The organism is Kocuria massiliensis, assembly GCF_900169715.1.
In the GTDB taxonomy this organism is placed as follows: domain Bacteria; phylum Actinomycetota; class Actinomycetes; order Actinomycetales; family Micrococcaceae; genus Rothia; species Rothia massiliensis.
The window spans coordinates 1,177,764-1,200,596 of the sequence record NZ_LT835161.1; the positions used below are offsets into that span (position 1 = coordinate 1,177,764).

Here is a 22,833-nt window from a genome sequence, read left to right on the forward strand (position 1 = left end):
GTGATGCGCCTAGTCTTGAAATTTGTCGCGAAGTCGCGAGAAGAATCCGTGACCGGAATTCTGGACGGTTTCACCGACCGGCGATTCTTCACCACGCAGTTCCGCCAGACGACGGAGCAGATCCCGCTCCTCTTCGCTGAGTTTGGTCGGGGTTTCTACCTCGAAATGTACGACGATGTTTCCTCGCCCTGAACCTCGAAGCTTGCTCACACCGAGATCACGCAAGGTTGTGGTCTGCCCCGTTTGGGTTCCTGCCTTGACGCTCACATCTTGAGGTCCGTCGAAGGTATTCAGGGAAATGGTCGTGCCCAAAGCAGCGGCGGTCATGGGGACCGTCATGCGGGCATGCAAGTCATCGCCTTCACGGGTGAAGGTTTCATCTGGAGCAACACGAATCTCGACATACAGGTCCCCGTTCGGGCCACCACCGGTACCGGCCTCGCCTTGGCCACTCAAGCGGATACGCGTTCCTGTGGAAACGCCCGCCGGAATCTTGAGCGTGAGGGGCTTGCGCTGGCGCACGCGTCCTTCGCCGTAGCACTCCTGGCAGGGATGCTTAATAACGGTGCCAAATCCCCTACAGCTGGGGCACTCTGCGGTCGTCACGACATTGCCCAGGATCGACTGAACCTGGCGCTGGATGTGACCCTGACCGTGGCATACGGTACAGGTTTCGGGTTCGGTTCCCTTTTCCGTCCCGTGGCCGGCGCACACCGAACACGTCACCGCAGTGTCCACGGTGATCTCCTTTTCGGTGCCGAAGACCGCATCCTGGAGAGATACGCGAACGTTGATCAAGGCATCTTGGCCCTGACGGACCCTGCTTTCTGGGCCGCGAGGCGAACCTGCGCCTTGGAAAAAAGTCTCGAAAATATCGGAAAAACCGAAACCTCCACCAGATCCCGGGAACCCTCCACCGAAACCGGTGTTCGTACCGTTTTCGTTTCCGGTCGCGTCATAGATCCGGCGTTTCTCCGGGTCCGAGAGGACATCATTGGCGTGTGACACGCGCTTGAACTCCTCTGCCGCTTCAGGCGAGGGGTTCACGTCTGGGTGAAGGGTCCGTGCTTTCTTGCGGTAGGCCTTCTTGATTTCTTCCGGGCTAGCGTCTCTGGAAACGCCGAGAGTCTGGTAATGATCGCTCACTGAAGTTCCTTAATCTGCGGCCAGATGCCGCGTGGATTCCACGTTTCTACGATGTAAAGCTGCTGGGTTTTTACTCGTGCAAAATTCGGGAGAGATATCGAGCCACGGCCCTCACGGCGGACATGGTGCCTGGATAATCCATGCGTGTGGGTCCCACGACTCCGAGCTTCGATGCGAGGTCGGGCCCGTAGCCCGTTGCCACGACCGAGGCATCGGAGAGTGGGGTCTCCGCATTCTCGTGGCCAATTCGCACCGAGACCCCACGGGCATCGTTGTCGATTTCCGATAACAATCTCAACATCACCACTTGCTCCTCCAAGACGTCGAGAATGGGGGCGATGCTTCGAGTAAAGTCTTCGGTCGATTCCGCGAGGTAGGACGTTCCAGCCATCACGAGTCGTTCTTCTTGTTCTCCGCGGCCCAGGATGGCGACGGTGGCCGCCAGCAGGCTCGAAGTTTCACGATACAGCGGATCGGATTCCGCTACCGCGGATACCAAGGGCTGTTCGAGGTCACCGACGGAGCGATCCAACACCTTGTCGAGGAACTTAGCCCTCAACCGAACGACGAATTCTTCGGGCACGTCGTCAGGCACTTCGACGGCGCGTTGGCTGACTCCTCCCCTATGGGTAATCAGAACGACCAAAACTATTCGAGGGGCCATGGTCACGAACTCGAGGTGGCGGACTTTCGCACCCGTCTTCGTGGGGTATTGGACCAATGCGACCTGACGCGTCAATTGCGACAATAACCGCACTGACTTCTCCATCATTCGATCGACTTCATCGGTCGAATCGAGGAAACTCGCGATGGCTCGTCGCTCAGCGGCAGAGAGAGGCTTGATGGAAGAAATTTGGTCGACGAAGGCGCGGTATCCCTTATCCGTAGGGATACGGCCTGCGCTTTCATGGGGCGCGGTGACCATTCCCGCTTCTTCCAGCGCAGCCATGTCGTTACGCACCGTCGCGCTCGACACACCCAAGTTATGCCGTTCCACGAGAGCTTTGGAACCCACCGGCTCACGAGAATGCACGTAGTCCTCAACAATGGCGCTGAGAACTTCGAGACGTCGCGGCTGATTCACGGGTGCGTCCCCTCCTCGATGCTTCAACCATGGATGTGCCGGCCAGGTCTGGCACTTGGCCAGTCCGTCTGCTAAGTCTACGCTCGAGAACCGATCACGGAAAATATACGAGGCACGATCAGCTCTCGGCGAGCGGCCGCGATATATTGTCCACTGGCCACGAGGCCAACGTCATAAGACAGCCGTGAGGAGCACCGATGGATCGATACGGATGGGGTCCCCAGGACATCAGCGATGGCCGCATCAGTCATCGTCCGGTCGAGCCTCAGATCCTTGAGGTACGTCGCGGCATGGTCATCGAAGAAGTCCAGAGCGGATGGGTTGGTGCGGCTGTCACGTTGCGAGCCATCGGCGGTGAACGCGTGGTCGGCCTCGAAGACCGACATGGCGCCGTCCGAGAATTTCCTATGGGCTATGGATTTCTTTATGAGGGAGAACCCGTCAAACTCACCGTGCCTCAGGCTCCCACGAAGAACGCTCCTCAACGAACCCGTTCGGGGTCGGTTGCCGTTCACGGAGCGAAGGCTCGAACGGCGCGCGCCTCTCGCATGGTCGTCGAGGGTCTCCACGACGCGGAACTCATCGAGAAGGTCTGGGGTGAAGACCTCCGCATCGAAGGCATTGTGGTCGAGCCCCTTCATGGACTGGACCACGTCGCCGATTACATCCGCGAATTTCAACCGAACTCTCAACGACGGCTCGGCGTCCTCGCGGACCACCTTGTCCCCGGAAGCAAAGAGTCCAAACTTGCGGAAGAAGCAATGCGCCTGCCTGGCGCCCGCAGCAATGTGCTCTTCGTGGGGCACCCGTACGTAGACGTCTGGGAGTCCGTGAAACCCGCAACCGTCGGACTCGATGTATGGCCGACCGTGCCCCGTGGCGAAGATTGGAAAACCGGGATTCTCCAGCGAATTGGTTGGCCACATTCCACGCCCGCACAACGCGCAATCGCCTGGAAGAAGATACTATCGAGTGTCAACACATACTCAGACCTCGATCCGGGTATTCTCGGACCGGTAGAACACATTATCGATTTCCTGACGGAGCCACCGGCAAGCGCCTCGTGACTTAGCGGGCGTTGGTTGCTGGCAAGTTGATGATGGACATGGAATGGTGTCGATGAGCATGTACCGGAGCATCCTCAACACCGGTATCATCGGTACAAGTATTGTGTGACGCAATGAACGACAGGTTCGGCAGAAAAGGCGAGTTTTTGACGACCACGAGCACCAAGCAGAAACCACCGTTCGAGGGAGTATCGGCGACGCCGCAGCCCTTGAGCGTTAAAGACGACCGTTCGATGGCCACCATGGCTCATTTCGGCGGGGTCGTCGGGTGCGTTCCGTCGGCCATCATCTATGCGACCCTTCGCGCTCGTGGCCGATTTACGGCCCAAGAAGCTCGCGAAGCACTGAACTTCACTCTCGTTCCGTCGATTGTCATCGTGGTGTGCGTGGCATTGTCCGTGGTACCCGGAATCGGCTGGCTCTTCGGGCTCATTGCAGCCATCGTCTGGGTTTACCTTGCCGTTTCCGCACTCATCGCCGGAATTCACGTGAATCGCGGCAACCCGTACCAATATCGGTGGAACACTCGGGCCCTCGATTGGGTTTCCCGACGCCGCTCCCGCTGAGCCGTCTCCACGGCTGATTCTCGGCCCAGGCTAGGGCGCCATCAGACGAGAAGATCCCGAACAACGGCGTCGCCCAAGAGCCTGCCCTGACGCGTCAGCCTGATTACGCCTCTCTCCAGCGCCTCCCGCTCGAGGAGTCCTTGCTGCGCCAACCAGTGCGTCTGGTCTCGACCTTCGGGGCGGACCTTATGAGTTTCCAGCCCCTCGCGAATCCGCACCGCGAGCATGATCGTCTCCATGTAGCGAGTATCGGCATCGAGGATCTCCCTCGCTATCGCCGGCGAGTCCCCTTGGCGGACCCGCTGCGCGTACGGAAGGGGATGTTTGATATTCCACCACCGCACGCCATTGACGTGAGAGTGCGCTCCAGGGCCGATCCCCCACCAATCCTGGTTCTTCCAATAGGCCAGATTGTGCCGGGACCTCGTCGAGTCCGTCCGTGACCAGTTAGACACCTCGTACCATTCGTATCCTGCCGAGTGCAGGAGCTCGTCCGCGAGAAGGTACATGTCGGCCTGCTGGTCGTCGTCGACCTCAGAATAGACACCCCGAGCGATTTGCGATGCCAACTTGGTTCCTGGCTCCACGATGAGCGAATAGGCAGAAATATGATCCGGACGGTAGCTAATGGCCGCTTCTACGGATGTACGCCACTCCTCCAGCGTTTCGCCCGGCGCCCCGGATATCAGATCCACCGAGACCTCGAGGCCGACCTGTTTGGCCCATTCCACGACCTTTGGAACATTCGATGGTTCGTGAGTTCGGTCCAAGATACTCAAGATCCTCGGAACGGCAGATTGCATTCCGAAAGAGACACGAGTGAAACCTGCCTCTTTGAGGGCTTGGAGATCCTCTAGTTCTACGGAGTCTGGGTTCGCTTCGGTCGTGACTTCGGCGCCGTCTTCCAGCCCAAATACCTCCTGAGCTCGTTGAAATATGGCAACGAGGTCTTCCGTAGGAATACGGGTGGGGGTACCGCCACCGAAGAACACCGAATGCATGGGTCTTGGGGCAACTCCTGAAGCTTCCAAGATGGAGCGAGCGATATCGAGTTCCCGCAAGGCGTCCTGTGCGTAGGTGAGGCGTCCGACGCCATCGCCGAAATCATCCGTGGCATAGGTATTGAAGTCACAGTACCCACACCGTATGGAGCAGTACGGAACGTGAACATACAGGCTGAAAGTCCGCCCGGAGGCATTCTTCAGGACGGATTCTGGCAGACGCCCGTCCCGCGGGGCCGGGTCACCAGTGGGCTGAGCGGGGCTCACTTTTTGGGCTTATCCTTGGCCTCATCCGCTGAGCTGAGCGCCGCGACAAAGGCTTCCTGCGGCACGTCTACCCGACCGATGGTCTTCATCCGCTTCTTGCCTTCCTTTTGCTTTTCGAGCAACTTACGCTTACGCGAGATATCGCCGCCGTAGCATTTCGAGAGTACGTCTTTACGGATGGCCCGAATATTTTCACGGGCGATGATGCGCGAACCAATGGCCGCCTGGATCGGCACCTCGAACTGTTGCCTCGGAATCAGTTCCTTGAGCTTTGCCGCCATGGTTACGCCGTAGGAATACGCTTTGTCGCGATGGGTAATCGCCGAGAAGGCATCGACTCGCTCACCCTGGAGCAATATATCCACCTTGACCAGATCCGATTCTTGTTGCCCATCCAACTTCCAATCCAGGGATGCATACCCCCTGGTGCGGGACTTGAGCTGGTCAAAGAAGTCGAACACGATCTCGGCGAGTGGAAGTCGGTATCGAAGCTCCACACGTTCTTCCGAGAGGTAGTCCATTCCCCCGATTTGCCCGCGGCGCGACTGACACAGCTCCATGATGGCTCCCACAAATTCGCTGGGAGCAATGATGGTGATGGCCACCATGGGCTCTTCGATCGTCTGAAGCTTGCCCTCGGGGAATCCGCTGGGACTCGTCACCCGCATCGAGGATCCGTCTTCTTGGACGACGTCGTAGATGACGTTGGGAGCCGTGGAAATCAGGGACAGATTGAATTCACGTTCCAGGCGCTCACGAATAATTTCCAAGTGGAGCATTCCCAAGAAGCCACACCGGAATCCGAAGCCGAGGGCCGCGGATGTTTCAGGTTCATAGACCAACGCGGCGTCGTTGAGCTTGAGTTTGTCCAGCGCGTCACGCAGAACCGGGTAGTCCGAGCCGTCGATCGGGAAGAGTCCCGAAAAGACCATGGGTTTGGGGTCTTCGTAGCCACCTAGCGATTCCTCGGCGGGGTGGCGACCGTCGGTAACCGTGTCGCCCACCCTGGAGAGTCGAACATCTTTAACGCCGGTGATCAGATAGCCTACTTCGCCGACGCCGAGTCCATCTGTGGGTTGAGGCTCAGGTGAGATCACGCCGATCTCTAAGAGCTCGTGCTCGGCGCCGGTCGACATCATAGCGATGCGTTGACGTGGCGAAAGTTTGCCGTCGACGACGCGGATATAGGTCACGACACCGCGATACGAGTCGTAGACGGAATCGAAAATCATGGCCCGTGCGGGAGCATCCGGATTTCCCTGCGGTGCCGGCAAGTCCCGAACGATGCGGTCAAGCAACTCCTCGACGCCTTCACCGGTCTTTCCGGAAACTTTGAGGACATCCTCTGGGTCCCCGCCGATGAGGTTGGCAATCTCTTGTGCATATTTTTCGGGCTGAGCGGCCGGAAGATCGATCTTATTGAGCACCGGAATGATGGCCAAGTCGTTTTCCATGGCCAGGTAGAGGTTGGCCAAGGTCTGAGCCTCGATGCCCTGAGCGGCGTCGACAAGAAGCAATGCGCCTTCGCACGCAGCCAAGGAGCGGGATACCTCATACGTGAAGTCAACGTGACCGGGCGTGTCAATCATGTTCAGTGCGTACGCGGTTCCGTCCACTTCCCAGGGCATACGGACGGCCTGAGATTTGATGGTGATGCCGCGCTCGCGTTCGATATCCATGCGATCGAGGTATTGCGCCTTCATGTCACGCGGGGTGACGACGCCGGTCGCCTGCAGCATGCGGTCGGCGAGCGTGGACTTCCCGTGATCAATGTGGGCGATGATGCAAAAGTTCCGCAGAATTGTCGGATCCGTTGCGGCGGGCCGAGGGCCCTGACTCGCCTGTGGTGCCACGGGGGCCTTCCTTTCGTGGATGGGTCGCACGCTCGTGCCGGTCAATGTCTTAGTTTCCCATGTTTTCCCGTGGTTAGCGAAGTTGTCCCCTATGCTGGGGCCATGAATCTCGATGGAAACACCGTGAACCGAATCTTTCGCTTGGGCCGATCCGTTTTTCGCCAGGTCCGGCAGCTTCAGAAAGAGTCGTCGACGCCCACCTCGTCTCGCGCCCCGCGCAACGCCGGCGCTCGGGGCGCCTCGTATCGAGGTGATTACCACGGTCGCCTCAATACCAGTTATTCGCCGAAGCCCGACGGTCGTCCCGATCCGGGTGAAATTGTCTGGACGTGGGTTCCTTTTGAGGAGGACTACTCGCGCGGCAAAGATCGACCGGTACTCTTGGTCGGCCGAGACGGCGAGGACCTTCTAGGGCTGATGCTCACCAGCAAAGATCACAACAACAGTCGACACCGCGACGAGAGATACGTTGATATAGGGAGCGGCCCGTGGGACAAGCAGGGCCGGGATTCTGAGGTCAAGGTTGATCGAATCATTCGAGTCAATGGACAACAGGTCCGGCGCGAAGGGGCCGCGGTGAGCCGGGAAATCTTCGATCGGGTCATCTCCGAGGTCAACTCGTCGCGATAGGTGCTCTCCGGCATCTTCGGCTCACGTTAGTGGCGTGGTTCATGGTGTGTTTACCCTGGCTCCATGTCTTTGGCTCTGATAAACTCGTTAGCTGTGTGTCCGATGGTCATCGGGCACTGCGGGCCGGATTGCCATAGGCATCCCCACGCCGCTCAGTCAAGATTCGGCTCGTTTGCCCTCACTGACCTATTAGACAAAACAGAAAGTTTTTAAGTGGCTAATATCAAGTCTCAGAAAAAGCGCATCCTCACCAACGAGAAGGCGCGCCTGCGTAACAACGCCTACAAGTCGGAGTTGCGCACCGCCGTTCGCAAGGTGAACACCGCTGTCGCCGCTGGCAACAAGGACGAGGCCGTCCAGGCTCTCTCCGTTGCTAGCAAGAAGTTCGACAAGGCTGTGAGCAAGGGTGTTCTGCACAAGAACAACGCTGCGAACAAGAAGTCGGGCTTGAGCCAGCGCGTGAACGCTCTTTCCTAGTCTGTCTCAGGAAAACGTGAGCCGAAGGGCCCTTCCCATTTGGGAAGGGCCCTTCGACTTTTAGTTCTACCGATCCGATCAGCCGTTTCTCCCCCGAGAACCGGCAGTCGACAGTGTCAGAACGGCCCTTTCCAGCGCGTAAACCGGATCGTGGCCTTCCCCCTTAACTTGTGCATCCGCCGTCGCGAGCCCTCGAATAACCCGGCTCAACGACTCTGAGGAGAACCGACGCGAATCACGTTGCGCCTGCTCAACTTGCCAGGGCGCCATCCCCAGTGACTTTGCCAAGGCTGAGGAGTTCTCCCGCCGGCCATGGACTTGTGCAATGTGCCGGACCCTCATCGACAGAGCGCCTACGAGCGGCACCGGATCCACTCCCGAATCTAGAGCTTGTCGAAGAGCCCTGAGAGCAAAGCCGCTCTTTCCGCTGACCGCCGCATCAGCCACCTTGAACGCGGTCACTTCGACACGGCCGCCGTAGTACTTTTCGACGACGGCGTCGGTGATCGTCGCTGGACCGTCGGCCATCAGTTGTTGGCTCGCCGCGGCTAATTCGGCGACGTCCGTGCCCGCGGCGGCGATAAGGACTCTGGCCGCGTCCGGTTCGATGCGCCGCTCTTCCGACCGAAACAGTTGATAAACGAAATCCATTTTGTCGCGGTCGTTTTTCAGCGGTTTACATTCGACGACAGGGTGCTTGGCCTTTTTAATCGCGTCGAGGAGGCGCTTTCCCCGGTTTCCTCCCCCGTGATGCAGGATGACGACGGACTCTTGGTCAGGGCTTTGCACATACGGCAATGCTTCGGTCAGGAATTCGTCGCTCATCCGTTCCACATCCCGCACCACCACGACGCGTGCATCACCGAAGAGAGAGGGGCTCGTGGCCATCGACAGAGCGCCCGGTGTGTAGTCCTTGGCCGATACATCATGGATTTCGGCCTCACCCACAGATTCACGTACGCGTTCCACCACTCGTCGACGAGCCTGCACAGCGAAGAACTCTTCGGAGCCGCTCAACAGAATCACCGGAGCCGGTTCGATGTCTCGCCAGGTTGGCCCTGAAGGAGCCCTGGAAGGTGAACGTGGAGGCACAGCAATCTCCCTGCATCGATGATCGGTACGGTGAACGGAGGTGATCGGGCACCATCCTATGGCTCATTTTCACCTTCCCCGGTGGTGGCCAGTCTAGTTGGTGCCGTCGTCGACCATCGAAAAATAGTCATCGCCGCCACGAGGCTGACGGAGCACGCGCCTATTACTGCCCACGGGCTCTGCCCCATCTCGAGAACCGACCACGGAAGAGCCGTTACTCCATGGGCCACACCAACAATGGGAGAGGCCGACCATCCGGCGCACACGGTCAGGGCATCAGCAAAAAATGGAAAAGGAGCCATGAGGGTTGCGGCAAGACCCACCAGCGTGACAGCGGGTACCAACGGCGTCACGACGACGTTTGCGGGAATCGTGTAGGTGCCCCAAACGCCCGAGATGGCGGTGATCACCGGGGCGCACCACACCGTAGCGATCGTACTCATCGATACGGCTTCCGCTAGGACGACGGGGCAGAATCTCTCACACATATCCCGAAGGGCCTTGCCCTGACAGAGAATTCCGGCCGTGGCCAAGACCGATAGGGTGAACCCCACGTCGTGAGACAGCCTCGGATCGGCGATGAGTAGCCCGACCACCGTGACCCACAACCAGGACAGGGCGAAGCCGCCTCGTCCGAGGATCATCCCCCAACAACCTAAAACGCCCATCCATGAGGCACGCAGCACGGATGAGTCGGGGCCGACGAGGTACACATATCCGACGACGGCCGCGATTCCCAGCAGTAGGCTGACCGTTCTGGGAGACCCTGCCCATCGAGCGGCTCGTAAACCAAGCAGAGTCACCAGTGCGACATTGGATCCGCTGACGGCAGTGAGGTGCGTCAGGCCACTGGTCTTGAAAGCTTCCTTGGTGTCGGGAGTCATACGCGAATCGTCCCCGTAGCTCATACCGGTGACCAAAGCGCCGACGTCACGGTCCAGCAACTTCTCCGCCCTGTTCACGGTGTCTTCTCTGATTGCTCGCGCCCACGGCGGAAAAGGTTCATGCTCCGAGGATTCACCGCTGACGACGATCGGTTGAGAGACCAACCGAAGTGCCGGATGCCCGTCGGAACTCGGATGAAGCTTGGCAATCGCGACATAGTCTCGGTGGCCTCCTTCTTCGAGGAAGTGATATGACTCACGGTCGCTCCACCACACCTCCGTAGGGAGAGAACCCTCGGAAATTTCTCCGCCGGCGTCGATGCGGCGAAGATCGACGTCGGTCACCCATGAATCCTCAAATCTTCCGGCTACTACTCTCAAGGGGCTATCGTGCCGAAACGTGACCCGTACCCGTTCCCCGTTCTCTGCGGCCCGTCGCATCGATACGGAGAGACTTTGCTGGGTTAGTCCGTCCCATCGCCACATCACTCCAGCGATGGCCAGAAGGCTCACGCACAAAGCTGCAGCCGCGGCGGTGACCAGTGGACGGCCCCAGGCTAAGCCCCATGCGCTCATCAGGCACGACGTCGTCGCCGCACCAAGCACGAGTGGAACACCCCATGTCGGCAGCTCCCTCCCGCTGGTGACCACGACAGACGCGACGCCCCAGGCACAGACCGCGGCCGGCAAAAGACGGAAGTTAGCGCCCCTCACCTGGCCGTCATGAATCCGAGAATTCACCATGAGACCAGTGGCTCCAGCGCAGCGATCATCGTGGGGCCGATCCCGGGAACCGCGTCCAGCTCCGATAGATTGCGAAATGGGCCGTGCTGGGTTCGCCACTCGATGATGCGTTCGGCGAGCTTCGGTCCGACTTTAGGGAGTTTTTGGAGCTCTTCGACATCGGCGGTGTTGATGTTGATCTTGCCGTGGCTCGTGGAACTCGCGTCATGAGCTGAGACTTGACCGTCACGGGGAGATGGAAGATCATCGCCCGCACGCGGCACTCGAATTTGCTGACCACTAGTGACCTGTTCGGCCAAATTGATGTCCTCCAGCCGAGCACCCTCGATCGCTCCCCCAACGGCTTCGATCGCGTCATTCACTAAGGCGCCGGGTGGCAATCTGACCAGGCCCGGTCTCTTTACGGCTCCCACCACGTGTACGGTGATCTCGCCAGTTGTGGCCTCCGAAATGGCCGTCGAGGATCCAGACGCTCCAGCGAACCTCGATTCGAAAGATTCCCAAGGCACGGTTGACCCTGAGGTTTCCACGGCCAAGTTCGCGGTTTCCCCGTGGCGAGGAAGAAAAACATACGATCCCACCAGAGCGACGACGACCATGGCAACGAGGGCGATCGTCGCGCGGGGTCTAGGTGCAAGACCGAGCAGTCTTTTGGATGGATTCCGTGCATTGCGACTGGCCCGTAGGGTGCCGTTCTGCGATCGGTCCTTGGTCAGCGCATCAAGCGCATCCTCGTTCTCGCTGGGCAATCGCGTTCGCGACCGCTCCATGAGCGCATTCAACCGTTCGCGCCCAGGAGCCGTTCCGGTTCGCGGTCGCGAGGTTGCCCGACGGCGCACACTGTGAGAATCCGTCGCATGAGCTTCCGGGTCCGTGAGAAAATCGTCCATACGGAGAAGCTAGTCGGCTAGCGCAATCGCTTTCCCGAGATGCGACCGCTCACGCCTCTTCCCTGTGGAACTACTAGCTTTTCATCCGGGGACTCAGCTCGATGTGGACGAAAGCTCTGGCACCAGTCCTGCTGGTTCACACACGGCACTGACCGGGCCGAGACCGGCATGGATGGCCAATACGGGCGGTACCTCCGAGCGGACGACGATCGCTCTCGAGCCGAGTTCGAGGGTGACTAAATCCGCAAGGCGGTTAGCAAGAGCGCTTCCGTAAAAATCCTGAATGGCCACCACCACTCGACCGTCTTCACCTCGTGAAGCTTCGTCTTCCGCTAACGCCTGACGAGCATCCACCACCACCAATTCGCCCAAGCGCTTGACGGCGGCGGCCTCCTGACGTGGCCTTTCCACATATTTCAGCCGACCCTTTTGGACGGTTGCGATCGGTTGAATCTGAAACATCTGGCCAACCATAGCAAGACTCTTCGGAATCCGACCGCTACGAGCCAGGGCATCCAGCGTGGGCACGTAGAAGAGCAACCGAGCACATCGGGCGGCTTCTCCGGCCGCGGCTTCAACCTCAGCCGGGCTGCCTCCGGAACGCGCGACGTCGAGAGCGGCCACAACCGCCATTCCTTGTGCCATGGCCACGGTCCGGCTATCAATCACGGAAACGGAGGCTTTCGCCCCTCGGGCACTAGCCCTCGCGGCGTCGACGGTCCCCGAAAGTTCCGACGACAAGTGAATCGACACGATATGTTCGAATCCTTCGGAAGCCAAGGACTCATACGCCGCGGCGAAAGCCCCCGGCGAAGGCCGGGATGTTGTCATACGGCGACCCTCGGCGCTGGCGATCACCAACCGTTCCTTCAGACCAGGGTCATCTTCCTCCGTGAAGATTTGATCCCCCACCATCAAGGGAAGGGAAATTGAGACGAATCCGCCCCCGGAACGCAGTCTGGTCGACAACGCCGGGCCGAGACCGATCGCCGAATCCGTGACGATCGCGACCTTCTGCCGGGGGCGGGATTCCGTGCTCACACGAACCTCAGATCACGATATTGACGAGCTTAGGCTCACGAACAATCACTTTGCGGATCGGTGACTCTCCGATGTTCTTCCGCACCGTGGCGTCCGCCAAGGCCAAGGCTTCCAAGTCCTCTGCGGATATATCCTTGGCAACGTCGAGGCGGGCCCTGACCTTACCCTTGATCTGAACGACGGCGGTCACCGTCTCATCGACCAACATGGCTTCATCGACGGAAGGCCACCCCGCGGTCAACACGGGTGTCTCGTGGCCAATTTCGTGCCACAGGTCCTCAGCGGTGTACGGCGCGTACAGCGACAACAATACGGCTACGGCTTCCGTGGCCTCACGAACTGCAGGGTCTCCCACGCCGGGGCCGGAATCGATGGCCTTACGTGTCGCGTTGACCAATTCCATGGTCTTAGCGACGACCACGTTGAACTTATGCGACTCCAACGCTTGCTCGGCCTCGTGGATGGTGCGATGGGTGACGCGACGCAAGGCGTCGTCGCCCGAGGAATCTACAGGAGAAGCCGAACCGACGTCTTGCCCCAGTCGCCAAGCTCGGGCCAAGAACTTACCGGCTCCGCCGGGAGAAACATCGGCCCAGTCGACATCGTCCTCTGGCGGAGAAGCGAAGACCATGGTGGTGCGCACAGCGTCAACGCCATATTCGTCAATTTGCTGTCCGAGATCGACCCCGTTGCCCAACGATTTCGACATGGCTTTTCCGCCATTGAGGACCTGTCCTTGATTCAGCAAGGCCCGGAACGGCTCGTCGTAGTCGATGTAGCCGAGATCTCGAATCACCTTGACGAAGAATCGAGCGTACAACAGGTGCAAAATTGCATGCTCCACTCCTCCGACGTACTGGTCCACGGGCTCCCACTTGCGCAGTTCCTCCGGGTCGAAGGCCGCAGTATCCAGATGTGGATCCGCGAAACGCAGGAAGTACCACGAGGAATCCACGAAGGTATCCATCGTGTCGGTGTCCCGCTGCGCCGGCCCACCGCAGTTCGAACACTCAACGTTGACCCACTCCGTGGCGGCCGCCAGAGGTGACTTCCCCTTCGGCGAGAGGTCCTCGCCCTTGAGGTTGTCGGGAAGGCGCACCGGAAGCTGGTCCTCCGGTACGGGCACCTCTCCGCAGGACTCGCAGTGAATGATGGGAATCGGCGCGCCCCAGAAGCGCTGACGTGACAGCAACCAGTCACGCAGGCGGAAGATGGTCTTGCCCTCGCCCTTGCCTTCACGCTCCAGAATCTCGATGGACCGTCGGATGGCCTCGGTTTTGCCCAAACCGTTCAGCTCACCGGAATTGATCATGGTCCCCTCGCCGGTGGTGGCTTCCCACGTTTCGGCGGGGTTCTCGGCGTCGGTATCCACGACCACTCGGACCGGAAGATCGAATGTCCGCGCGAAATCGAGGTCTCGCTGGTCATGGGCAGGAACGGCCATGATGGCGCCGGTGCCGTAATCGGCCAAGACGTAATCGGCAGCCCAAATGGGGAGGCGCTCTCCCGTCAACGGGTTAATGGCATGACGACCGATGAACACACCCGTCTTAGGGCGATCGCTGGATTGACGCTCAATGTCCGAGAACGCCTTGACCTCTTCCCGGTACGCTTCGAGGGAACTCTTCTGCTCCGGCGTCACGAGCTCCACGGCAAGATCGGAATCCGCCGCGACCACGAAGAAGGTATTGCCATACAGGGTATCGGGCCGCGTCGTGAAAACGGAGAGCTGAGTCGCGGGCTGGGTATCGGTCTGTTCGACGTCGAAGGTGACCTCTGCGCCTTCCGAACGACCGATCCAGTTTCGTTGCATCGCCAAGACACGATCGGGCCAGTGGCCTTCCAACTGCTTCATGTCGTCCAAGAGCTGTTGCGCGTATTCGGTGATTTTGAAGTACCACTGGTTCAGGGACTTCTTCGTCACCTGCGTGCCACAACGTTCACAGGCTCCATTGACCACCTGCTCGTTGGCCAGCACGGTCTGGTCTTTGGGGCACCAATTAACTGGCGAATCCTTCCGGTAAGCAAGTCCCTTGGCATAGAACTGCTGGAACAGCCACTGGGTCCAGCGGTAATACTCCGGATCGGAGGTGTGCAATCGGCGGGACCAGTCCACGGCGATACCGTAGCGCTTGAACGAGGCCGCCTGAGTCTCGATGTTCTTGTACGTCCACTCGGCAGGGTGGGTGTTGTTCTTGATGGCCGCGTTTTCCGCCGGCAGTCCAAAAGAGTCCCAGCCGATCGGGTGCAGAACGTCGTAGCCCTTCTGTTTCCAGTAGCGAGTGACGACGTCGCCCATGGCGAAGGCCTCAGCGTGGCCCATGTGAAGGTCCCCTGACGGGTAAGGAAACATGTCCAGGACATATTTGCGTTCCCGTGAATCGTCGTCGAGTGGGGCGAAAACTTTCTCTCGCTCCCAGTAGTCCGCCCACGTCGCTTCCAGGGATGAGAAGTCGTAGGTCTTCTCGTCCATGAGGGCTCGTGAAGGATTCTCTCCAACCGATTGAGGCACAGTGTTTCCTTTGCGCTGGTGGGGTTGTACGTCGTGATGAGCAGGAAGCACCCAGAAGAGGGCCTGCCATCGGGAATAGTCCACAGTCTAACCCTGATGACGCATGCTCGACGATCCGGCTTGTATCGTGAGAATCGGCCGGTTCCGAAGTAAAGGCGAACCCGTCGTCGACCCATGAGGAGTAGCGTGACTCGAACCACCCCATCGTCCGTCTTCGAGGATGTTCCTCAGAACTTCACGTTGCCTCAAGAGTCGAGCCTGGAATTCGACGGCAGCCGCGTTCGCTACTGGACGTACACAGCTCCTCGCTCGGAAGCTCTCGTAGACTCTCCACTCATTCTCATGGTTCATGGCTTCCGCGGAGATCATCACGGCTTGGCGCTCATCGCACAGGAGCTGTCCACGGAATGGGACGTCGTCGTCCCCGACCTCCCTGGATTCGGAACATCGGAGCCTCTGGTTGACAGAACACATTCCTCCGAGACGTACGCGGATGTCATTGCCGCTCTCATCCAACAGCTCCGTCCGCGGCCCATCGTCCTGGTCGGGCATTCCTTCGGCTCGGTCGTAGCGGCGCGAACGGCAGCTCATTCACCGGACGGCGTCGAAGCACTCGCTCTGATCAACCCCATTTGTGAACCTGCGCTGGAATCCTCGGCAAGGATTCCGTCCCTGGCGGCCTCGGCCTTCTATCGGGCCTGCGCGGCCCTGCCGGCCGCCATCGGCGATCGGCTGATTCGCTCCTCTTGGGTCACCCGCATCTCGTCGGAACTCATGATGAAAAATCGCGATCCTCGGCTGAGACGCTTCATCAACGGCCAGCACGACGCCTATTTCGGTTCCTTCGCTTCCCGCGACGTCGTCCTTCAGGCCTACGAGTCCTCCATTCGCGACACGGTGACCGACGCCGCCGCTCACGTCCAGGTGTCGACCGCGCTCATCGTGGCCGAACACGATGATTTGGGATCGGTCCCTGCGCAGGAGCGACTCGCCGCACTCTTCCCCCGCGCCGATCTGCACGTCATTCCCGAGGTGGGGCACCTCATCCATTACGAGACACCACGGCGGGCCGCCGTTCTCATCGCTACCTTCGTGGAAGCACACATTCCTTCAACGGTAGGAGGATCTTTGTGAACACCCTCGCCCGCCAACCCAACGAGTTGCGGCTCATGATCGACGCACGCTACGTTCGGCCGGTCCACGACGGCATTAGCCGATATACCGCGAGCCTGCTCCATGCCCTTCACCGAGGAATTATTTCGGGAAATTATCCCCAGATTAAAGTCGTCATGGTTATTTCCGACGACGAACAGCTGGCCCAACTGCCTGACTTCCCTCATGTGAAGGGATTCTCCCCCACCGGCCCTTTTGAACCTTTCAGCGCGTTGCTACTCAACCGGTATCGGCCGGACGTGTTGTTCTCCCCGATGCAAACAATTGGCTCCTGGGGCCGGCGTTTCGGTTTGATTCTGACCTTGCACGACCTGATCTACTACGATCACCCGGATCCTCCGCGTTTCCTTCCGGCCGCGGTCCGTTGGGGTTGGCGACTATTCCATCGCACGTACCTGCCGCAGCGTTTGCTCCTTAATAGGGCAGATGACGTCGTCACCGTCAGCCAGACCACGGCCCATTTGATGGTCCAGCATCGCCTGACGCATCGACCACTACACGTCATCTCGAATGCTCCTCCAGAAGGGTCTGGCGTCGATCTTCAGGAGGCGATGGCGAGGATTCCACATCGAAAGCGTTCCCTGGTGTATATGGGATCCGCCATGCCGTATAAGGGCGTGGATCTTCTGATCACGTCAATGGCCGAATTACCCGATTATGAATTACATCTGCTGTCCCGGTTCGATCCTCGTCGAAAAGAGGAATTGCTGCGCCTCATCCCCCAAAATGCCCAAGTGATCTTTCACGACGGCGTGACGGACAGCGAATATCAACACATGCTGGCGACCTGCACGGCATTAGTGACCGCCAGTTCCGCGGAAGGCTACGGGCTGCCCGTAGCGGAAGCGGCGGCCGAGGGGACCCCGAGGATACTCACGGATATTCCGATTTTCCGTGAAGTGGCTCCGGGAGCATTACATTGCGATTTTCAGAAGAAAGGCACCCTAGCCCAAGCCGTGCGTTCCCTCGAAGACCCTCAGGAACTGAAAAACCAGGTCGAAAATGCGATCCGTGATGCCGCGCGTGATAGTTGGGACCGCTCCGCTCGAGATCTCGTGCGACTCGCGACCTCAACGCGAGAGCGACGTCGAGGTTAAGGCGAATCCGGCGGACAGGATCGTGGCTACAACACATCCAGGGCATCGCATCGAATCTGCACCGACTGGTATTTTTTCGAGGCTGAAAAGGAGGCGCGCGTACTTCGGAGCCGCTCGGTGACTTGGGGTGCCAAGCCGTACGACATGAAGATGATGGCTCGATAATCGTCATCAGTCTCGTCGTCGGTCAGCGGTACAGGGTCTATCACGCGCAACCCCGAGGCAGGTTCCAAATCGTCAAGGTGAAGAACACGCACAAACTCCTCAACGGATACTCGGGGTCCGGTAATGGCAACGGTCCGAACCGCAGGCGGCAACAAGAGCTCATGCCTTTCAGCCAGCTCTCGCGAAGCAAATCCCGACGGGTCCCACCGAATCAGTGCCCCTAAGGCTGCGGAATCCTCCGCGGTGCAGACGACCTGCCCGCCCTGATCTCGGGATGCCACGAGGGCGCTGGCGTTCATCCATCGTCTGAGCACGGATTCGGCATTGCGAAGCGAGTCTCTCGACAACATGAGATCGCCATCCAACAACAGCGCTGCCGTGTATCCTCCAGGCACCGTGGGTTCCGCACCCGGAGTCGCCACCACGAGCGCTGGCGAATCGCCTATGGAGGCCTTGATGTTCTCTCCGCTGGACGAAACCACCGGGACTTGAGGGAACGCGCGTCCGAGCTCCTCCGCGGTCCGCAGTGCGCCGACGCTCGTGAGCCGCCATGAATCATGTCCGCAGTGGGTACACTGCCAATGTGCGACCCCGCGGTGGCACCATCGGCACACGGCATGGGAGCGGGAGTCTTTCTCGAGGCTGAGCGGTCCGTAGCAGTGCTGACACCGGGCGGACTCTCGACATCGGGAGCAAGCCAAGGACGGCGCATAGCCGGTTCGAGCAACCTGAATCAAGACAGGGCCGCGGTTCAGTCCCTCGCGGGCCACCTGGTAGGCCAAATGCGGAATGCGGGCCCTGGCGGCGAGCGGGTCCCGTTCCCGCGTGTAGGAGTCAGAGGTGGCCCTGATGAGCGGAGAATTCTTCCGGAGATCCTCTCGCGCCGGGGCCATCGACCGGGCCCAGCCGGTCTGGACGAGACGCTGACATTCCGGGCTGACGGCATAGCCTAAAAACACTGAGGAGCATTTTTCGAGCTGCGCCCGGAGGAGCAAGACATCGCGTGCGTGACAATACGGTGCTTGTCGCTCGGTGAGGTTTTCGTCGCCGTCGTCGTAGCAGACCACGACTCCGAGTTCGGGCACGGGGGCGAACGCTGCCGAACGAGTACCAATCACCACCCAGGCTTCACCCGACAGGACCCGCAGAAACGATGAGTACCGTGCCGAGAGACCGTCCTCGTGGTGAAGCCGTGCGATCCGTTGCCCGTCGACCAGCCGGTTAACGGCCGATTCCAGCTGATCCAGGCTGCGCCGGTCGGGAACAATGACTAACGCTCGGCGTCCTGAGGACAACGTTTCCGCGCACGCACGGGCCGCGAGCTGAGCCCAACCGGATTCGGCGGACGGTGCAACCGACATCACACCGCGAACCGGTGGCCCCGACGACGTCGCCAAGCTATCGAGAAAGCTCTCGCCGCCACGGTACAAGGCCCAGCCGGAAACGTCGTCATCTGGCTCAGGTTTCAGCCATGTAGGGGAATGGGTTTCTACCGCACTACCCAAGCCATCGCCCCAAGACCCTTTCGCGGGACTTTTCTCGGGCTCCGCACCGGAGGATTGCGCTTTTCCCTCGGACGCCCCCTGTGAACGTGATTGTTGTCCGAGCCCCAGAACCTCACGCTCAAATTGTCGTTCGGCCCGGGCAGCTCGGGGCGGCACCGCCAAACGTACGACGTCGGACACCAAACCAGCACTCCGCGCGGCAACCGACCGGCAGAGCTCCCAGATCTCGGGTCGAAGGGCCCGCACCGGCGAGACCACATCACGCAAGGCCTGGAGACTCACCGAGGCATCACTGGTAGCCACTCGTTCAATGAGCCAAGCCACCGTTTCCCGACCGTGAAAGGAAACGCGAACGCGAACCCCAGGCTGGGCGTCGTGATCAAGATGAGCCGGAACGGAATAGTCAAAGAGTCGGTCCAGGTGCGGAACCCGCGTATCGATCGCGACCCTGGCCACGGGTAACTCTGCGGCAAGCTCCACGGCGCCGGGTTCCCTACCAGGATCCGAAGACGCGACGTCCAACCCTTCCAAGCCCGGAAGGATCCCCTCCGGCTCATCGATCATGGGGTAACGGCTGCCCGCAAAGCGTCCACTCGGTTCGTCCGCTCCCACGTGAATTCGGGTTCAGAGCGGCCGAAGTGACCGTGAGCGGCCGTCTTCGCATAGATGGGACGCCGCAAATCAAGGTCGTTGATGATGGCCAAAGGCCTGAGGTCGAAGACGTCGCCAATGGCCTTTTCGATGCGAATCGGGTCCACGTGGTTCGTTCCGAAGGTCTCAACGTAAAGTCCGACCGGACGCGCCCGCCCGATGGCGTAAGCAACCTGCACCTCGGCGCGATCGGCCAATCCCGCGGCTACGACGTTTTTGGCGATCCACCGCATGGCGTAGGCCGCCGAACGATCCACCTTCGAGGGGTCTTTACCCGAGAAGGCGCCACCGCCATGACGTGACATTCCACCATACGTGTCCACGATGATTTTCCGTCCGGTCAGCCCGGCATCGCCGACCGGACCGCCCTGAACAAATTGCCCGGCCGGGTTAATGATGTATTTGGCCCCATCGATATCCAGGTCGAGATCCGCTAGCACCGGATCGATGACGAAACGTCGAACCTCTTCTTCAAGGGTTCGGAGATCGTACTTCTCGTCGTGCTGACTAGAGAGGACTACTGTGTCGACGGAAACCGGGGTGTTGCCGTCATACCCCAACGTGACCTGAGTTTTCCCGTCCGGACGAAGATCAGGAAGGACTCCATCTTTCCGAACTTTGGTTAGCCGCTCAGAAAGCCGATGCGCGATCCAGATCGGAGCGGGCATCAACGCTTCGGTTTCGTTGCTCGCATAGCCGAACATGATGCCCTGGTCCCCCGCGCCTTGGCGGTCAAGATCATCGCTGGCCGTGCCGTCACGGGTTTCCAGTGAGGTGTACACGCCCGCGTTAATGTCAGGTGACTGCTCACCGATCGACACCGAAACACCGCAGAATTCACCATCGAATCCGCGGGTTGAGGAGTTGTAGCCGATGTCCAAGATCGTGTCACGCACAATCTTGGGTATTTCGACGTAGCCGCGAGTCGTGACCTCACCGGCCACCATGACCTGACCCGTGGTAACCATCGTCTCCACGGCGACATTCGACATGGGGTCTTCCGTCAAGAGGGCGTCGAGGATCGAGTCGGAGATCTGGTCGCAGATCTTATCCGGATGTCCTTCGGTCACTGATTCGGACGTGAAGAGGCGAAGATGCTGATTATCTTTGGAAGTCACTCGATCACTCTACCCGTTTGCTTCAAAACCTCGGGCCCTATGAGCCAATATTGAGGTGTGACGCCACCCGCGTCATGAGACGTCTCGCAAGCACGGCTTTGGGGCCGGAAACAGATTCGGATGCAATTCCATCGTTGGTTGCGACGAGGATCGTGGCCGCGGTTTCGTCGCGCCCAAACACCAGTTCCGAACCGACTTCGTTGACCACAAGCATGTCCGATCCTTTCGACCGGAATTTCGCCTCCCCCAATTCTGCGACCGAGTGCTCGGGCGACCCCGTTTCAGCGGCAAAACCCACCAAAAAGGCGGAATGCTCCCCTCGACGCCGTGAATCCACCAGGCCCTTGAGGATGTCTGGGTTCCGCACCAATTCGATGCTCGGAGCATCGTCGGCGTCCGGATCCTTTTTGATCTTTGTTGTGGCCATGGATTTCGGACGGAAATCCGCTACTGCGGCTGTCATGACGACGGCGTCGGCGGAGTCCTCCCCCAGGACCGACGCGTGGACCGAAGACTCGAGCTCCAGGGCTGAAGAAACCCGGTGAACTCGAAGTCGTTCCGTCGGTTCAGGCGCCTCAACCTCAAGGTGGGCCACAATCAGGTCTACCGAGGCACCGAGATCTGCCGCAGCCTGGGCTATCGCGATGCCTTGCCGACCAGAGGATCGGTTACCGAGATAACGTACGGGGTCCAGCGCTTCGCGGGTTCCTCCGGCCGTGACGACGATCCGCCGCCCCGTCAGGTCCGGATTCTCGGTTCCTTGGCTAGTCAATACGGCAAGGGCCTGTCGATGAATTTCGGCTGGCTCCGGAAGTCGGCCAGCACCTGAATCCCGACCGGTCAGTCGCCCGACGGCGGGTTCAATCACGGTGAATCCGTCCCGACGCAATTGGGCCACATTGCGGCGCGTCGCCGGGTTGTTCCACATCTGAGTGTGCATGGCCGGGGCAAAAACGATCGGACACGTCGCGGTCAGGATCGTAGCAGTCAGGAGATCGTCGGCTCGCCCGGTGACGACCTTGGACATGAGGTCCGCGGTAGCCGGGGCAACGACGATGAGTTCGGCCATTTCTGCTTGTCGGACATGGTTTACCGAGTCGACATCTTCGAAGACTGAGGTACGAACGGGGTTGCCGGAGAGGGCTTCCCAGGTGGCAGCTCCAACGAAATTCAACGACGACCGAGTGGGCATGGCCACGACGTCATGCCCTTGTTCACTGAATAAACGCAGAAGCATCGCGGCCTTGTACGCCGCGATGCCTCCACCGATTCCGAGTATTATTCGCACCCGTTTAGTCTAACGGGTGCCGTCCGGGCACTCCTACCCGGTTTCGGAGGTTACTCGGACTGATCCGAGTTCTCTTCGCTGAACTGCACGAAGGCGTCCGCAGATTCGGACTCCTGTGCGAACATCTCAGAGTTAAAGAAGTCAGCCACGGGCTGGTCGTCGGAGATGACTTGACCGTTCTCGTTGAAGCGGCCTCCCTCGACGTGCTTCACCTCGATGACATCGTTTTCAATCTCGCGCATCGCGATGGAGAGAGACTTCTCGTTCAAGGACGTGTCGACCAACGGACCCACGTGCTCGAAGAGGCCTTCCTGCAACTGCGAGTAGTAGGCATTGATCTGACGAGCACGGCGAGCACCGAAGATCACCAGACCGTATTTAGAATCGGTCTTCTCGAGGAGTGAATCCACCGAGGGATCGATGATGCCTTCATGTTCGGAAAGTGCCAAGAATTTCTCCCGTGACGTTGATGGGTATGTACCGGGCCGATCGCCCGATAATCATCCGACGGCCACCTGTGGGGCCTCGGGCAAAACTAAAAGTCCATGATACAACCGTATGCCTAGGATTGCACCCTGGTCG

Annotated in this window: 19 protein-coding genes; 6 read left to right on the plus strand and 13 right to left on the minus strand. The window is 59.6% G+C overall.

Annotated elements, in window-relative coordinates; genetic code table 11:
• Positions 1–9: 9 nt before the first annotated feature.
• Both dnaJ and hrcA read right to left on the minus strand, forming a co-directional pair.
• Positions 10–1,146, minus strand: coding sequence for a molecular chaperone DnaJ (dnaJ, locus tag B9Y51_RS09625; RefSeq protein ID WP_048678355.1), 1,137 nt, complete (start codon positions 1,144–1,146; stop codon positions 10–12).
• Positions 1,147–1,216: 70 nt separating this feature from the next.
• Positions 1,217–2,230: a heat-inducible transcriptional repressor HrcA gene (gene hrcA, locus B9Y51_RS09630; protein WP_085529523.1), complete on the minus strand. Its 1,014-nt coding sequence runs from the start codon at positions 2,228–2,230 to the stop codon at positions 1,217–1,219.
• 197 nt (positions 2,231–2,427) lie between these two features.
• Here hrcA and B9Y51_RS09635 point away from each other — a divergent pair, with 197 nt between their 5' ends.
• The gene (locus tag B9Y51_RS09635; protein ID WP_048678358.1) at positions 2,428–3,297 is read left to right on the plus strand and encodes a DUF3097 family protein; all 870 of its coding nucleotides are present in this window, start codon (positions 2,428–2,430) and stop codon (positions 3,295–3,297) included.
• Positions 3,298–3,443: 146 nt separating this feature from the next.
• A complete protein-coding gene (locus B9Y51_RS09640) occupies positions 3,444–3,863 on the plus strand; it encodes a DUF4870 domain-containing protein (RefSeq protein ID WP_048678655.1) in 420 nt (139 codons plus the stop codon).
• Between the two features lie 41 nt (positions 3,864–3,904).
• On the opposite strand, the gene hemW is transcribed toward B9Y51_RS09640, so the two are convergent.
• A complete protein-coding gene (gene hemW, locus B9Y51_RS09645; RefSeq protein ID WP_085529524.1) occupies positions 3,905–5,131 on the minus strand; it encodes a radical SAM family heme chaperone HemW in 1,227 nt (408 codons plus the stop codon).
• Entirely contained in the window at positions 5,128–6,984 is a 1,857-nt protein-coding gene (gene lepA, locus B9Y51_RS09650) for a translation elongation factor 4 (protein WP_085529525.1), read from the minus strand. The genes hemW and lepA overlap by 4 nt, the downstream gene beginning before the upstream one ends.
• Positions 6,985–7,107: 123 nt before the next feature.
• On the opposite strand from lepA, the gene B9Y51_RS09655 reads away from it, so the two are divergent.
• Positions 7,108–7,614: a type II toxin-antitoxin system PemK/MazF family toxin gene (locus tag B9Y51_RS09655; RefSeq protein WP_245826133.1), complete on the plus strand. Its 507-nt coding sequence runs from the start codon at positions 7,108–7,110 to the stop codon at positions 7,612–7,614.
• 213 nt (positions 7,615–7,827) lie between these two features.
• Positions 7,828–8,091, plus strand: a complete 264-nt coding sequence (gene rpsT, locus B9Y51_RS09660; RefSeq protein WP_048678366.1) for a 30S ribosomal protein S20 — start codon at positions 7,828–7,830, stop codon at positions 8,089–8,091.
• Between the two features lie 78 nt (positions 8,092–8,169).
• On the opposite strand, the gene holA is transcribed toward rpsT, so the two are convergent.
• The 5 genes from holA to leuS all read right to left on the minus strand — a co-directional run bounded on the left by holA (position 8,170) and on the right by leuS (position 15,215).
• Positions 8,170–9,183, minus strand: a complete 1,014-nt coding sequence (holA, locus tag B9Y51_RS09665) for a DNA polymerase III subunit delta (RefSeq protein WP_238651018.1) — start codon at positions 9,181–9,183, stop codon at positions 8,170–8,172.
• A 56-nt stretch (positions 9,184–9,239) separates the two neighbouring features.
• A complete protein-coding gene (locus tag B9Y51_RS09670; protein WP_085529527.1) occupies positions 9,240–10,811 on the minus strand; it encodes a ComEC/Rec2 family competence protein in 1,572 nt (523 codons plus the stop codon).
• Positions 10,805–11,701: a ComEA family DNA-binding protein gene (locus B9Y51_RS09675; protein WP_085529528.1), complete on the minus strand. Its 897-nt coding sequence runs from the start codon at positions 11,699–11,701 to the stop codon at positions 10,805–10,807. The genes B9Y51_RS09670 and B9Y51_RS09675 overlap by 7 nt, the downstream gene beginning before the upstream one ends.
• Before the next feature lie 93 nt (positions 11,702–11,794).
• The gene (locus B9Y51_RS09680) at positions 11,795–12,742 is read right to left on the minus strand and encodes a DegV family protein (RefSeq protein ID WP_085529529.1); all 948 of its coding nucleotides are present in this window, start codon (positions 12,740–12,742) and stop codon (positions 11,795–11,797) included.
• Between the two features lie 7 nt (positions 12,743–12,749).
• Positions 12,750–15,215: a leucine--tRNA ligase gene (leuS, locus tag B9Y51_RS09685; RefSeq protein WP_085529746.1), complete on the minus strand. Its 2,466-nt coding sequence runs from the start codon at positions 15,213–15,215 to the stop codon at positions 12,750–12,752.
• A gap of 225 nt (positions 15,216–15,440) precedes the next feature.
• Between leuS and B9Y51_RS09690 the strand changes: the two genes are divergently transcribed.
• Complete coding sequence (locus tag B9Y51_RS09690) at positions 15,441–16,388, plus strand: alpha/beta fold hydrolase (protein WP_245826135.1); 948 nt, start codon at positions 15,441–15,443, stop codon at positions 16,386–16,388.
• The gene (locus B9Y51_RS09695; RefSeq protein WP_342742331.1) at positions 16,385–17,524 is read left to right on the plus strand and encodes a glycosyltransferase; all 1,140 of its coding nucleotides are present in this window, start codon (positions 16,385–16,387) and stop codon (positions 17,522–17,524) included. The genes B9Y51_RS09690 and B9Y51_RS09695 overlap by 4 nt, the downstream gene beginning before the upstream one ends.
• Before the next feature lie 26 nt (positions 17,525–17,550).
• Here B9Y51_RS09695 and B9Y51_RS09700 read toward each other — a convergent pair whose 3' ends face one another.
• Genes B9Y51_RS09700 through rpoZ form a run of 4 tightly spaced genes read right to left on the minus strand, consistent with a single transcriptional unit; the run spans position 17,551 to position 22,700 of the window.
• Complete coding sequence (locus tag B9Y51_RS09700) at positions 17,551–19,758, minus strand: primosomal protein N' (RefSeq protein ID WP_085529531.1); 2,208 nt, start codon at positions 19,756–19,758, stop codon at positions 17,551–17,553.
• Entirely contained in the window at positions 19,755–20,963 is a 1,209-nt protein-coding gene (metK, locus tag B9Y51_RS09705; protein ID WP_048678376.1) for a methionine adenosyltransferase, read from the minus strand. The genes B9Y51_RS09700 and metK overlap by 4 nt, the downstream gene beginning before the upstream one ends.
• A 37-nt stretch (positions 20,964–21,000) precedes the next feature.
• Positions 21,001–22,251: a bifunctional phosphopantothenoylcysteine decarboxylase/phosphopantothenate--cysteine ligase CoaBC gene (coaBC, locus tag B9Y51_RS09710; protein ID WP_085529532.1), complete on the minus strand. Its 1,251-nt coding sequence runs from the start codon at positions 22,249–22,251 to the stop codon at positions 21,001–21,003.
• A gap of 50 nt (positions 22,252–22,301) precedes the next feature.
• A complete protein-coding gene (gene rpoZ, locus B9Y51_RS09715; protein ID WP_048678379.1) occupies positions 22,302–22,700 on the minus strand; it encodes a DNA-directed RNA polymerase subunit omega in 399 nt (132 codons plus the stop codon).
• Positions 22,701–22,833 lie beyond the last annotated feature (133 nt).